Origin of the sequence: Lujinxingia vulgaris (genome assembly GCF_007997015.1) — a bacterium.
Lineage (GTDB): Bacteria > Myxococcota_A > Bradymonadia > Bradymonadales > Bradymonadaceae > Lujinxingia > Lujinxingia vulgaris.
Genome location: NZ_VOSM01000002.1, coordinates 158,489 through 171,960 on the forward strand (window position 1 = coordinate 158,489; position 13,472 = coordinate 171,960).

General features: G+C 65.2%; 10 protein-coding genes. 3 read left to right on the forward strand and 7 right to left on the reverse strand.

Annotation, left to right across the window (positions count from 1 at the left end; genetic code table 11):
• Nucleotide 1: 1 nt before the first annotated feature.
• The 3 genes from rseP to FRC98_RS04370 all read right to left on the reverse strand — a co-directional run bounded on the left by rseP (nucleotide 2) and on the right by FRC98_RS04370 (nucleotide 3,664).
• A complete protein-coding gene (rseP, locus tag FRC98_RS04360) occupies nucleotides 2–1,720 on the reverse strand; it encodes an RIP metalloprotease RseP (RefSeq protein WP_146980079.1) in 1,719 nt (572 codons plus the stop codon).
• Between the two features lie 21 nt (nucleotides 1,721–1,741).
• A complete protein-coding gene (locus tag FRC98_RS04365) occupies nucleotides 1,742–2,590 on the reverse strand; it encodes a phosphatidate cytidylyltransferase (protein WP_146980080.1) in 849 nt (282 codons plus the stop codon).
• Nucleotides 2,591–2,782: 192 nt separating this feature from the next.
• Complete coding sequence (locus FRC98_RS04370) at nucleotides 2,783–3,664, reverse strand: J domain-containing protein (protein WP_146980081.1); 882 nt, start codon at nucleotides 3,662–3,664, stop codon at nucleotides 2,783–2,785.
• A 187-nt stretch (nucleotides 3,665–3,851) separates the two neighbouring features.
• Between FRC98_RS04370 and FRC98_RS04375 the strand changes: the two genes are divergently transcribed.
• The 3 genes from FRC98_RS04375 to FRC98_RS04385 are packed head-to-tail and all read left to right on the forward strand — an operon-like array spanning nucleotide 3,852 to nucleotide 6,107.
• The gene (locus FRC98_RS04375; protein ID WP_146980082.1) at nucleotides 3,852–4,610 is read left to right on the forward strand and encodes a hypothetical protein; all 759 of its coding nucleotides are present in this window, start codon (nucleotides 3,852–3,854) and stop codon (nucleotides 4,608–4,610) included.
• Between the two features lie 23 nt (nucleotides 4,611–4,633).
• The gene (gene galU, locus FRC98_RS04380; RefSeq protein ID WP_146980083.1) at nucleotides 4,634–5,542 is read left to right on the forward strand and encodes a UTP--glucose-1-phosphate uridylyltransferase GalU; all 909 of its coding nucleotides are present in this window, start codon (nucleotides 4,634–4,636) and stop codon (nucleotides 5,540–5,542) included.
• Complete coding sequence (locus FRC98_RS04385) at nucleotides 5,532–6,107, forward strand: hypothetical protein (protein ID WP_146980084.1); 576 nt, start codon at nucleotides 5,532–5,534, stop codon at nucleotides 6,105–6,107. Before galU ends, FRC98_RS04385 begins: the two co-directional genes overlap by 11 nt.
• On the opposite strand, the gene FRC98_RS04390 is transcribed toward FRC98_RS04385, so the two are convergent.
• From FRC98_RS04390 to FRC98_RS04405, 4 genes are all read right to left on the reverse strand, one after another.
• Nucleotides 6,104–9,178 carry a heavy metal translocating P-type ATPase gene (locus tag FRC98_RS04390; RefSeq protein ID WP_146980085.1) on the reverse strand — a complete coding sequence of 1,025 codons (3,075 nt, stop codon included), beginning with the start codon at nucleotides 9,176–9,178 and terminating at the stop codon, nucleotides 6,104–6,106. The genes FRC98_RS04385 and FRC98_RS04390 overlap by 4 nt on opposite strands.
• A 30-nt stretch (nucleotides 9,179–9,208) precedes the next feature.
• Nucleotides 9,209–10,117 (reverse strand): prolipoprotein diacylglyceryl transferase, encoded by a 909-nt coding sequence (locus FRC98_RS04395; protein WP_146980086.1) that lies wholly within the window; start codon nucleotides 10,115–10,117, stop codon nucleotides 9,209–9,211.
• 273 nt (nucleotides 10,118–10,390) lie between these two features.
• Nucleotides 10,391–11,431: a chorismate synthase gene (aroC, locus tag FRC98_RS04400; protein WP_146980087.1), complete on the reverse strand. Its 1,041-nt coding sequence runs from the start codon at nucleotides 11,429–11,431 to the stop codon at nucleotides 10,391–10,393.
• Nucleotides 11,431–13,317 carry a shikimate kinase gene (locus FRC98_RS04405; RefSeq protein WP_146980088.1) on the reverse strand — a complete coding sequence of 629 codons (1,887 nt, stop codon included), beginning with the start codon at nucleotides 13,315–13,317 and terminating at the stop codon, nucleotides 11,431–11,433. Before FRC98_RS04405 ends, aroC begins: the two co-directional genes overlap by 1 nt.
• Between the last annotated feature and the right edge of the window lie 155 nt (nucleotides 13,318–13,472).

Here is a 13,472-nt window from a genome sequence, read left to right on the forward strand (position 1 = left end):
CTCAGCGGGATTCGAAGTATTCGACGGCACGGTGCCAGTTGCGTTCGATGTCGTTCTTAAATGCCAGGATCATGAGCATCAAGATCATGGTGAAGCCGATGTATGCGGCGATCTGGCGTGTACGGAAACTCAGGGGGCCACGTTTGATGGCTTCGAGGGCGAAGAGGAGGAGTTGGCCGCCGTCGAGGACGGGGATGGGGAGGAGGTTGAGGATGGCGAGGTTGATGCTGATGAGGGCCATCATTTCGAGGAAGGGTTCCCAGCCTGCGCGGCCGGCTTCTGCGGCGAGTTCACCGATCATGATGGGGCCACCGATGGACTTGGTGGAGACCCGGCCTTCGGCCAGGCGGACGAGGCCGAGGGTCATCATGCGGGTGAACTTCCAGGTCTGGGAGAAGGCCTCGGAGGTGCTGTACGCGACGCGGCTGAAGAAGGGGTGGGGGATGTTCTCGGGGTCGACGGAGTTCCGGAACGAGTCCCAGCCGTTGAAGATGCGGTAGCGGACCTGCTCGGTCTGATCCTGATAGGAGGTGACGTCGGTTGTGAGGGTGGTGGTGAGCTGCTCACCGTCACGCAGGAAGGAGATCTGGAAGTCTGAATCGAGGGGAGGCGGGTTTTCGCCGGCTTTGTCGCGGTCGACGATGCGCTGGTTGATGGTGTTGTGGATGTGGCTGACCATAAGCGACCAGCTGGAGAACTTGCGGTCGTCGACGGCGAGGATGCGGTCTCCGGGTTTGAGGCCGGCCTTTGCGACGGGGCTGTCGGGGTCGACCTGGGCGATGACCATCTCGGAAGGGGTCACGCCGATGTCGTAGGCGCCGTCGACGAGTTCGGGGGTGACGGTGAGGGTGATGAGGCGTTGTTTGTAGAAGGTGCCGTAGTCGACGTGGAGGGGGAAGCGCCGCAGGGCCTGGATCTCTACGGGCTTGCCGTCGCTCTCCTGGATAAGGGATTCGAGCTCATGGAAGCGCTGGACGGGCTTGTCGTCGACGGCGATGACGTGATCGAAGTAGGCGAGTCCGGCGCGGGCGGCGGGGCCATCGTGATCGGTGAGGGCGATGGTGGAGCCGGCGGTGCCCAGGTGCATGCCGATGAGGCCGTAGGTGCGCTGATCGAGGCCCAGGTAGTCTGTGGCTTCGAAGCGGGCGGGGGTTACGGTGGTGGTGTGACGTTCGCCGTTGCGCTCGTAGACGATTTCCAGGGGCTGGTCGTAAGCGGGGCGGGTGTAGTGGGCGACATCGTGGAAGAAGCGGACGGGGTTGCCGTCGATCTCGACGATGACGTCGCCGGCCTTGATCCCGGCCTGTGCAGCGGGGGCCTCGGGGTAGGCTTGCCCGACGACGGCGGGGGGGGCGGTGGTCTGCATCATGCCGAAGATGAAGTAGATGAAGATCGGCAGGATGAAGTTCGCCAGGGGGCCGGCGAGGATGATGAGGGAGCGCTGCCAGATGGGCTTTGCCATCAGGGCGCGGCTGCGCTCTTCGTCGGGGAGTTCCTCGATGGATTCGAGGTCGCCGCCGAGCATCTGGACGTAACCGCCCAGGGGCAGAGCGCAGAGGGCATACTCGGTCTCACCACGCTGGTAGGTGGCGATGGTGGGACCGAAGCCCAGCGCGAAGCGCAGGACTTTGACGTCGAAGAGGCGCGCGACGAGGAAGTGTCCCAGCTCGTGAACGAAGACGAGGACGCCGATGAGGACGATAAAGTAGAGGAAGCTCATGGGTGCCTGAGAGCAGGGAGTTCAGAAGCCCCCGGAGGTGAACTTCATGAAGTAGTAGACCCAGGGGGAGGCAAAAAACAACGCGTCGATGCGGTCGAGGATTCCGCCGTGGCCGTAGATGATGGTGCCGCTGTCTTTGACGTCGTGTGCGCGCTTGACGAGGGATTCAGCGAGGTCGCCGGTCTGGCCGAGGATGTTGGCGGGGATGGCGAGCGCGAGGATCTGGAGGATGGACAAGGTGTTCCAGGTGTCGGGAGCCAGGGTGTTGTAGAGGGCCTGGAAAGCGAGGGCGAAGATGACGCTGGCGAGGACACCGCCGATGGCGCCTTCGACGGATTTGTTGGGGCTGACCGAGGGGTAGAGCTTGTGTTTGCCGAACGCGCGTCCGCTGAAGTAGGCGCCGGTGTCGGAGGCCCAGACAATGGCCAGGGTCATGAGGATCCACATGGGGCCGGCATCGCCACCGTCGCGGCCCAGGAGGGCGATGAAGGTGATGAGGACGCCGCCGTAGAGGATGGCGGTGATGGCGGAGCCGATCTGGTGGGTAACGCGGGCCTGCTCTTTGAAGGCGAAGAGGAAGTAGAGAAAGATCGCCAGGGTGGTAGCGGCCAGGGCCGGCACGAAGAAGGATTCGGCGAAGTAGAGGACGTTCATCAGGCCAACGCCCAGGAGCATGGCGATGAGGCGTCCGCCGGGATGTTCAGCGCTGAAGGTGATGCCGCAGAACTCCCAGATGGAGATGGCGCCGACGAGCGCGATGAAGGCGAAGAAGAGCCAGGCGGGCGCGTAGACGATCAGGGAGATGAGCAGGGGCAGCGCCACGATCGCGGTGATGAGGCGGGGGATGAGATCGGACTTTTTCTTGGACATCGTGGGGGCTTGGGCGGGATGCGGTGTGGGGAGGTTGTGTGTGCGTGGGGTGGTGTGCGTGGGGTGGTGTGCGTTTTGTGGTCAGGTGGTCAGGTGGTTAAGTGGTTCGGTGGTTGTGGGGCGCTGCGGTGTGCGGCGAGGGAAGATTCGTGTGAGCGTTGGTGGGTGTGCTTTTAACGAGTGGATCGGGGGCTAGGAACTCTGGAGTTCGGCGATCTTTTGTTGGATGGCGGCGTTTTGGGGTTCCATGCTCTGGGCGAACTGGAGGTTTTGCAGGGCGGCGGCGGTGTTACCCATGGCGAGGTCGCGTTGGGCGAGCTTGAGGAACTTGCGGGCGTTGGGGTTGGTGGAGATCTCGTCGAGGGTGCGGGGGCCGCGCTCGGTCATGTTGGAAGCTTCGGGGTCGAGGCGGAGTGTGCCGCTGGCGAGCGCCTGCTCGTAGCGTGCGCGCAGGCGTCGGTCGCCGATGACGGCGTAGGCTTCGGTCAAGAGCTTGTAAAAGGCGTTGACGTAGTCGTAGAGCGCCTGGCCCCAGCGTTCGGATTTATACTGGTCGTAGCGGTCGGGGTGAAAGCGGAGGCTGAGCGCATCGAAGGCTTTGACGATTTTGTGGTGGGGGGCGCCGTTGTTGAGGCCCATAAGCTGGAAGTAGCTCTGGGAGGGGGCGCGCTCCAGGCGTTGTTTCGTCTCATTGTAGAAGGCTCTCCACTGCTCAAGGTCGGCTTTGGAGTGATGCCGGGGGAGCAGGGCGTTGAGAGCGTTGCGGAAGACGGGGCCGGGGACCGGGTAGCGCAGGGCGCGGGAGACCGGGGCGTTTTGTGGGGCCTGGTCGGGGTAGAGCAAAAGGATGGGAAGTTGGGGGAGGTGCGCACGAAGCTCGGAGATGAGCTGAGCGGTGGCGTTGTCGGCCAGATCCCGGTGCACGACGGCGGCGGCCACGGGGCGGCCGACGAGTTTGGGTGCGATGCCTGTGCCTTTACGGGTGGCGACGGGTTTGAAACGGCCGGGAGGAAGATCGGCCAGGATGCGCTTGAGGAGGTCGACATCGCCGCAGGCCACGAGGAGTTCGTTCATGGGGCTACTCAAGCAGTAAGGTGAGTGGGTTGGGTACGAGGGTACGAAGAGTTGGGGCTGTCAATGCAGTACAGAGAGTGAGTACAAGATTTTGGTGGAAACGGAAAGGAGGGCGGGCTGGAGAGCGGTAAGGAAGGAGGCGGACGAGGGGAGATGAGGTTGCGGGAAGACGATGGGGAGGCGGGGCATGGCTGGTGGGTGTGATGAGGGGGAAAGGTGGAGGGCAAACTCGGGTGGTGAGGGTGTGGAGGGGGTTAAGGGGGCAAAAGTCTCGGTTGTCGAGATTGTGAACAGACTGAGGCCCATGAAAGTCTCGGTTGCCGAGATTGTGAACAGACTGAGGCCCACGAAAGTCTCGGTTGCCGAGATTGTGAACAGAGTAAGGCCCTCGGAAATCTCGGTTGCCGAGATTGTGAACAGAGTGAGGCCCACGAAAGTCTCGGTTGCCGAGATTGTGAACAGAGTGAGGCCCACGAAAGTCTCGGTTGCCGAGATTGTGAACAGACTGAGGCCCACGAAAGTCTCGGTTGCCGAGATTGTGAACAGACTGAGGTGCTCGAAAGTCTCGGTTGTCAGGGTTTTGAAGGGGATGGCGAACGGGAGGGCGTCGGCTGGCGGGGTTGTGGACAGGGGGAGCGATGTCGATGTGTGGGATGGCGAGGGTTGGGAGGGGAAAGGAACGGGAAAACTCTCGACGTCCGGGTTGTTGGAGGCGTCGAGCGTACGCGTACCCTCGTGGATCGATGGGAGTGTGGGGAGAGGAGCGATGGAGGAGGTGCTGAGGGTGGCGTCGAGCGAGGGGGGAGGTCGGCGCTTTGAAGGGGGGCGTTGTGTGCGGCCAGGTCGGGGGGAAGTTGACACTCGCGGGGGCTGCGCGATAATCGCGGGCTGCTCGAAGGTGGCGAGGCGCGGGGAAGTGAGGAAGCGATCGCCGACGATGACATGACCTAAGACTTGAGGCGAGACGAGATGGTTCCGAACCCCGAAAAGAAGACGGTTCGCAAGGCGGTGATTCCGGTGGCGGGCTTTGGGACGCGGCTGTTGCCGGTGACCAAGTCGGTGCCGAAAGAGCTGTTGCCGGTAGTGGATGTGCCGGCGATTCAGGTGGTGGTTGAGGAGTGCGTGCAGGCGGGTATTGAGGAGGTGATTCTCATAACCGGGCGCGGAAAGGGCGGGGTTGAAGACCACTTCGACTACAACTTTGAGCTTGAGAATATCCTGGAGGTGCGGGGGAAGGTTGAGGAGTTGGAGCGCGTGCGCTCAATCAGCCAGATGATTCGCACGGTGGCGATTCGTCAGAAGAAGCCGCTGGGGTTGGGGCATGCGATTTTGTGTGCGCGGGAGGTGGTGGGGGATGAGCCCTTTGTGGTGGTGTTGCCGGATGATTTGATCGGGTCGAGTCCTTCGGTGACGCGGCAGTTGATCGAGGTGTATGAGCGCTATGGGCAGGCGGTGGTGAGTGTGATGCCCGTGGGGCGGGAGGAGGTGTCGCGCTACGGGATCATCACCGGGGAGAACTGGGCGCCGGGGCTGCACCGGGTGCGTGGCATCGTGGAGAAGCCGGAGACGGACGTTGCGCCGTCGAACCTCGCCGTGATCGGGCGCTATCTGTTGCCGCCGGTGATCTTTGACATGCTGGCGGAGGTGGAGCCGGACAGCTCGGGTGAGATTCAGCTGACGGATGCGCTGAGTCGATTGAGCCGGGAGCGTGCGCTGGTGGGGTATGAGTTCAAGGGACGTCGTCATGATATCGGGGATAAGCTGGGATTCTTGACGGCGAACATCTCGTACGGGCTTCGGCATCCGGAGTTGGGGCCGAAGTTGTTGGAGTATCTGCGTCGGAAGGTGCGTGAAGCCGATGAGGCCGATGGGAAGTAAGGGTGCGTACCGGGTAGCGGTGTGGGCGGTGGTGACGGTTGTGTTTGCCGGAGGGCAGGCGCAGGCGTCGCCGCCGCCTTTTTTGTTGGGCGTGGAGGCGGCGGGGCAAGGGGCGGCGGCGAGGAGGGCGCAGAGCTGGGTGTTGCGCAGGGTGGACGGGGAGTTGCGCGAGTATTGCGGGCGGGAGGTGTTGCGAGATGGGCGGGGGCGAGTTGTAACGCTGAGCGAGCGGTCGGATTGGCCGTGGGGGGCGGTCTGGGCGCTGTGGTGGTCGGGGGATGTGGTGACGCACCTGAGAGGGCAGAGCGTTGGGGTGGATGGAGCGATGTCGAGGGTGGATGTTGTGGAGGGGGAGCTGGCGTATTGTTACGGAGGCGGGGGGGCGGAGCTCTGTGTGGACGCGGAGTTGAGGGAGGTTGTGTATGCCCGGGTGGTGCGGGCGGGGGAGCGCTGGGAGTTCTGGATGGATGTGGGAGGGAAGCAGGGGCGAGTGAGTCGCGATGGGGCGGTGAGGGCGCAGCTGGAGGCGGGGCCATGCCCGGGTGAGGATGTGGGGGAGCGTTAAGGTTTTGTGAAGTCGCGGCGTTTGAGGAGCAGAGCGTTGGTGACGACGCTCACGCTGGAGAGGGCCATGGCCATGGCGGCGAAGGCGGGGCGAAGCAGGCCTAGTGCGGCGACGGGGATGAGGACGGTGTTGTAGACAAAGGCCCAGAAGAGGTTCTGACGGATCTTATTGTAGGTGGCCGCGGAGAGGGCGATCGCGCGGCGGACGCCGTCGAGGGAGGAGGTCATCAGGGTGATGTCGGCGGACTCGATGGCCACGTCGGTGCCGGAGCCGATGGCGATGCCGAGGTCGGCCTGGGCTAAGGCGGGGGCATCGTTGACGCCGTCGCCGATCATGGCGACGACTTTCTGGCCCTGGTTCTGGATGTCTTTGACGGCGGCGGCTTTGTCGCCGGGGCGCACCTCGGCTTTGACGCGCTCGGGGGGGATTCCGACGCGCTCGGCGATGATGCGGGCGGTCTGGGGGTTGTCGCCGGTGATGAGCCAGGTTTCGGTGCCGCGTTTGTGGAGCCAGTCGATGAGGGCGGGGGCGTCGTCGTGGGGGGCGTCTTCGACGGCGAAGAGGGCCAGGGGAGTGTCGGGGGAGGCCATGGCGACGACGGTTTTGCCCTGGTTTCGCAGGCGCGCGATGTCGTCGGTGGGGAGGGATGCGCCGGTGAAGTCCTGGACCCAGGAGGGCTTTCCGATGGCGATGGTCTGGCCGTTATGGGAGGCGGTGACGCCGTCGCCGGCGATGGTTTTGAAGTTGGAGATGGAGGGGAGAGGGAGGCCGCGCTCTTGAGCGGCGCGAAGGATGGCCATGCCGATGGGGTGCTGACCTGCTTCTTCGATGGATGCGGCGATGGCGAGGAGGTCGTTGGAGTTTCCGCCCAGGGGGAGGATGTCGGTGAGGGTCATGTTGCCGGTGGTGAGGGTGCCGGTCTTGTCGAAGACGACGGCGTGCAGGGCGCGGGCGCGCTCTAAGGCCTGGGCATTGCGGATGAGGACGCCGAGGGAGGCGCCTTTGCCGGAGCCGACCATCATGGCTGTGGGGGTGGCCAGGCCGAGGGCGCAGGGGCAGGCGATGACCAGGACGGCGACGGCCGGGAGGATGGCGGCGGAGGGGGAGTCGAGGATTGCCCAGGCGGTGAAGGTGGCGAGGGCGATGAGGATGACGGCGGGAACGAAGATGGCGGAGATGCGATCGACGAGGCGCTGGATGTTGGCTTTGGATTCTTGAGCTTCTTCGACCTGCCGGGCGATCTGGGCGAGGGCGGTGTCTTTGCCGACGCGGGTGGCGCGGAGGATGAGCTGGCCGTCGGTGGAGATGGTGCCACCGATGACGTTGTCTCCGGGGACGCGGGTGACCGGGACGGATTCGCCGGTGACCATGGCCTCGTTGACGTCGCTCTGCCCCTCGATGACTTCGGCGTCGGTGGGGATCTTTTCGCCGGCGCGCACGCGCAGCAGGTCACCGGGCTGGAGTTCGGAGACGTCGACAGCGGTCCACTGGCCATCACGTTGGACGAAGGCCTGTTTTGCGCCGAGATCAAGGAGGGCTTCGATGGCTTCGCCGGCTCTTCCCTTGGCGCGGGCTTCCAGCCATTTGCCCAGGCCGATGAGGGTGAGGATCATCGCGGCGCTTTCGAAGTAGGGGTGGGCGTGTGCGAGGGCTCCGAAGATGTAGAGGATGCTGATGATAGTGGAGAAGACGTAGGCGGTGCCTGCGCCCAGGGCGACGAGGGTGTCCATGTTGACGGCGCCGTGACGTGCGGCGCTGAGGGCGCCCTTGAAGAAGCCCTGCCCGACGTAGGCGATGACGACGCCGGTGAGGTAGATGAGGGTGATGAGGCGGGTGCTCTCGGCGGCGAAGTTTGCTTGCCAGTCGAGCCACATCGGTCCCATGTCGAGGAGCATGATGGGGATGGTGAGGATAACGCCTGTGATCCAGCGCGTTTTCCAGAAGTCGGCTTCGGCTTTGCGGCGTTCGCTGATGCGTGACGCGCGAGGCGGGGCGGATGCTGAGGGGGCGGTGGAGGTCGAAGGGCGTGGCTCTTCGACTTCGTAGCCGGCGGCGTGGATGGCGTCGATGAGGCGCTGGTGGGAGGGTTCGGTCCCTGGCTTCCAGCTGACGCGGGCCTGCTCGGTGGCGAAGTTGACGCGGGCTTCTTCGACGCCTTCGACTTTTGAGAGGGCGTCTTCGACACGCGCAACGCAGGAGGCGCAGGTCATGCCGCGGACTTCGAGAAGATTCTGGGGGATGTCGATGGGGGTGATGTCGGTCGTGTGGTTTGCGTCGGAGGGGGGCTGGTTTGGGGCGGGCTGAGCGGAGTCGGTTTTGTCAGGGGAGAGGTGTTGGAGTGGGGATGGATCGGTGATGGAAGGGGGGGGCTCGTCGCTGGCCAGGGTTGCGGGGTAGCCAGCGTCGGAGATGGCGCGGGCGATGTCGTCGGGAGTGAGGGGGGCGTCGGGGGTGAGGGAGAGGGAGGCGGTGTTGTTCTCGCGATCGACTTGGTGTTTGGCGATGCCGGGGAGGTTGTCGAGGGCTTTCTGGACGCGGGCGACACATTTGCCGCAGGTCATGCCTTCGACGTGGAAGTTCAGGGTTTTGGCCGTGGCCTCCGAGGTGCGATCGGGCAGCAGTGAGGCGGGGTAGCCAGCGTCGGAGATGGCGCGGGCGATCTCGTCGTTGGAGGGCGCGTCGGCGTCTGCCAGTGTGAGGGTCGCGAGGTTTGCCTCGCGGTCGACGTGGTGTGTGGTGATGCCGGGGAGGTTGTCGAGAGCGTGCTGGACGCGGGCGACACATTTGCCGCAGGTCATGCCTTCGACGTGAAAGGCCAGGACACGGGGCGACGCGGTGGTTGAGCGGGGGGAGGGCTCAAGAGGGGTGGCGGGGTAGCCTGCGTCGGAGATGGCGCGGGCGATTTCGTCGCTGGATGGGGGGTCGGCGTCGGCCAGTGTGACGGTCGCGAGGTTTGCCTCGCGGTCGACCTTGTGGTCGATGACGCCGGGGAGGTTGTCGAGTGCGTTCTGGACGCGAGCGACGCATTTGCCGCAGGTCATGCCCTGAACGTGAAAGGTGATCGCAGGCATGGTGCACCTCCCCGGCGCATGGGGGTTGGTTTACTTCGATGAAGACGCGGACTGGTCTTTGTCTGAGGGGGGAGTCTCAAGCCCTTTCCAGGTTTCGACGGGTTCGTTGCGCAGCTTCGACCAGAGGAAGAGGCCGAGGATGAGCATGCCGATGGCGACCCATTGAGCGGGGGTGAGCATCAGGTAGCGGGTGTCGCCGTGGAGGCCGGCTTCGCCGGGAGTGACGCGCAGGAAGTCGAAGAGGAAGCGGAAGGGGGCGTAGAGGAGGGGAAGCGTCCAGAGGTAGTAGCCGCGGCGCTGGGGCTTTCGGCCTTTGTAGAGGACGAAGAGGGTGAGGAAGAAAAAGACGATGGCTTCGTAGAAGCCGAGGTCGTGGCGAGGCACGCCGTCAGGGTATTGGAGGGCCAGGGGCCAGATTTCGGGGAGGGAGTCGCCGAAGATCGAGCGGATCCACTCCCAGACAATGAAGTCGGTGGCGTCAGCGCCGGGGTGATCGTGGACGAGTGCGCAACCGATGCGGCCGAAGAAGAAGGCGATGGGCAGCGTAAAGGCAGCGACGTTGGACCAGCCGATGTGGTCTTCGTAGGGATTGCGAACGCGCCAGATGAGGAAGGCGATCACACCGCCGATCAAGCCACCCACGCTGGAGATGGAGCCCCAGACTTTGAAGAGGACCAGGGGATCCTCAAGGATGATGTGGGGCTGGTAGGCGACGACTTCGAAGACGTGGCTGAAGCACCATCCGAAGATGAGGAGCCACATGCCGAAGTTCTGCATGCGGTCGCCGGAGACGCCGAGGATCTTCTGGCCGCGGCTTCCGAGGATGGAGAGGGCCAGGGCGACGCCGATGGCGACGGAGAGGCCGAAGGAGTGGAGGGTGAGCGGACCCAGCTCCCAGGGGCCGAGCTGCCAGTAGGGGAGGACCCCGAGCAGGTTCATGGTGAGGCTCCAGTCAGACGTGGCGCTCCAGGAGGGCGTCCACGAGGGGTGTTAAGCGCTGAAATTCAGCAACATCAATGCTTGCGTGTGGGCAGGCGCGCGAGGGCGGGCCAAACCGGGCGGCATGCGTACCGCATTCAAGGCGTGGGTTCAATTCGCGCGGAGGGCGGCTCATTCCCGTGATGTTGGAGGTTGGGATCGTCGTATCATGAGGATGAGATGGCGGGGGGCCGAGGGAGAACACAGGCATGCCTGTGAACGCGGGAGTGTCGATCAGGGGGTGAGATGTTGGTTGAGGCGGCTGGCGAGAAGGAGGTCGGCGAGGACCAGGTTTGCCATGGCTTCGACGACGGGGACGGCGCGGGGGACGATGCAGGGGTCGTGTCGGCCTTCGCGGGCCATGGAGCCGATCGTAGAAGCCGGCTTGAAGAAGACACGCAGGGTGATGCGTTCGCCGTTGGAGATGCCGCCCTGGATGCCGCTTGCGGCGGGGCTGATGCCGGCGTCGGGTCCGTCGCCGGGGATGCCGGTGTGGAAGTCGATGCCGCGGGCGGAAGCGGCGGCGGGGGCGTCACCGAGGGAGACGCCGACGACGGCGCCGATGCCCATCATGGCGTCGGCCAGGCGAGCTTTGAGTTTGGCGAAGACGGGCTCTCCGAGACCGATGGGGCAGTGGTCGATGCGGAGTTCGATGACGCCGCCCCGGGAGTCGCCCTGAGATTTGCAGTCGACAAGTTCTTGAGAGATGCGCTCGGCGACTTCGGGGTCGGGGCAGCGGGTGGGGTGTTGGTCGATGAGGTCGGTGTTGAGGTGTTCGGGGATGGAGCGGGCGATGTGTTCGCCGATTTGTTGGGTGAAGGCGACGACGCGGGTCTGAGGGGGGAGGAGTCGGGCGGCGAAGGCGCCGCCGATAACGCGGCAGAGGGTTTCGCGGCCGGAGGCGCGGCCGCCGCCGCGGTGGTCGCGGTGTCCGAACTTCTCCTGCCAGGTGCGATCGGCGTGGCCGGGGCGGAAGTAGTTGGGGTCATAGTCTCGGGAACGTGCGTCGGTGTTGTGGACGACGATGCAGATGGGGGTGCCGAGGGTTTTGCCGTCGAAGACGCCGCTGAGGAGCTCGGCGCGATCGGCTTCGGCGCGTGCGGTGGTAATGTTGGATTGGCCGGGACGTCGGCGATCGAGGTGGGGTTGGAGGTGGGTGGCAAGATCGAAGTCGACGCCGGCGGGCATGCCGTCGATGACGGCGCCCATCGCCGGGCCGTGGGATTCACCGAAGGTGGTCAGGCGGAGGTAGGTTCCGAAGGTGTTTGCGAACATCAGCTTCTCCAGAAGATTCGTTGGGCCAGGGCCTGGGCATCAAAGAAGGTGTCACCGCCCAGGTGGACGTGACCGGAAGGGGGAGGTTGCACGTTGGCGTAGTGGAGGTCCAGCCAGGCTTGAGCGGGGGGAGGGGAGCCGGGAGCCTTAAGGGCGAAGGATGCGGCGGCGTTGATGATGAGGGAGAGGGGGGGGAGGTTGTCCGGGGCGCTCTTCCAGCCGGCGCGGGCGGAGAGGTGTGCGATAAGCTGGAAGTTGGAGTCTTCGAGCGCGTGGAGAAGGGCGGGGCTGACGCCGCCCTGGCCGAAGATCAGGGTGGGGCCGGGGGTGATGCCGGCGTCGATCAGGGCTTGAAGGGAGGCGCGCATGCCGACGTGGTCGGTGTCGGTGCCTATCCAGCCGTCGGGTGTGCGGCGCAGGGTGTTGAGGGCCTCGGCGGAGGCGCCGATGTGGTGAGCGACGTGGCGCTTGAGCGGCGAGGTGACGGAGATGCCGCGGATGTTGAGGTGGTGGAGGAGCGAGAGGGAGGCGGGGAGGTCGTCTGCGGGGGTGGGGACCTTGAGGTAGCCGAGGTGTTGCTCGTCGGAGTGGCTTTCGTAGCGCAGAGCGGCGCGTCGATGCCAGAGGTCGCCCTGGCTCTGGGCGACGGGGTCACCGATGAGGGCATCGAAGCGGGTGGGCGTGGGCGATGTGAGGGCGGGCAGGAAGTTCTGAAGGTCGAGGGCGGAGGGATGCGTGGGGTTGCGCTCGGCCAGCCCGGTGGGGAGGTAGTGGAGGTGGTTGGTGGCGGCTAAGAGGTGGCGAGTCCAGGCAGCGCGGGGGCCCTGAGGGATGATTGCGAAGGGGTGAGGGCCGGCGTCGAAGGTGGCGCGCGTGTTAAGGGCGGCGAGGATGGAGGCCGCGTCGGGGGCCTGCGGGGCATACTTGAGGGTGATCCGCTCGGGATCGATGGCGAGGGCGGTTGCCAGGGCGGCGGCGGCGTCGAGGAGGGCGTCGAGGTCGGTCGGAGCGGGGCGGTCGGGGTGAGCGGAGAGGATGATGGTGGGGGGGAGGTGGGGACGAAGCGCGTCGGCACTGTGCAGGGTGTTGGTGAGGAAGCGCAGGTCGATGTCCCAGGCGGCGACCCGGGGGATATTGAGCAGCCAGCGGGGCTCGGGGTGGCGGAGGGAGAGCAGGAGCTCGGTGGGGTGTTGGTTCAGGTCGAGGAGGTCGGTCGGAGCGGGGAGGGTTGGGAAGCGATCGCTGCGAACTTCGACTCTTCCCAGGCCGAGGAGGGCGCGATCGTGGAGAGCCCGGGAGAGGTCGTCGGGCGTGAGAGGGACGAGGGTGGTGAGGGGGGCCAGAGGGGAGTGAGGGACCTGAGACACCCAGTTGATGAGGGTGGCGAGGTCATCGGCGGCGCGATCGACAGAGCGGGTGCGGGGGATGTTGAGCTTGAGGTGGGCGGCTTCGCGCCAGCGGGGCTCGCGGGTGTCGATCATCCAGCGGTGTTCGTCGTCGAGGGAGAGCTCGGGGCGGACGCGGGGGCGAGCGCTTGTGGCGACGGTGGGTTGCCAGCCGTCGCGGTGGATCCAGACGATGATTGCGCCCGGAGGGAAGGCGTTGAGGCCGGCGCCGGAGGCGATGATGGGGGCGTTGTGGTGCTCAACCAGCGTGCGGGCGGTGCGAGCCTCGGTGGTGCGGAAGGACTCGATGTCGCGGGCGACGAGGTCGGCGATTGTGGTGCCGGATTGTTCGGCGATGACGTCGTCGAGATCGAAGAAGGGCCGTCCGAGCTGCGAAGCAGCGAGGCGGCCAAGGGTGGATTTGCCCACGCCGCGGTGGCCAACCAGGAGGATCGGCGGAGCGAGGAGGATTTTGTCTGGGGAGGAGGCTGAGGGGCTCATAAAGACTCAAAAAAGTGGGAAACTTGCAGGCCGGGCGCTGGTGGGCGATGGTGTGCGCGCAGACTGATTCGCAAAACAGGCCCGGCGTGCCATACTTCGCCACCATTAAACAATCGAGAAGTCCGTCGCTACGGCGCCGGTGGCGTCACCAACGG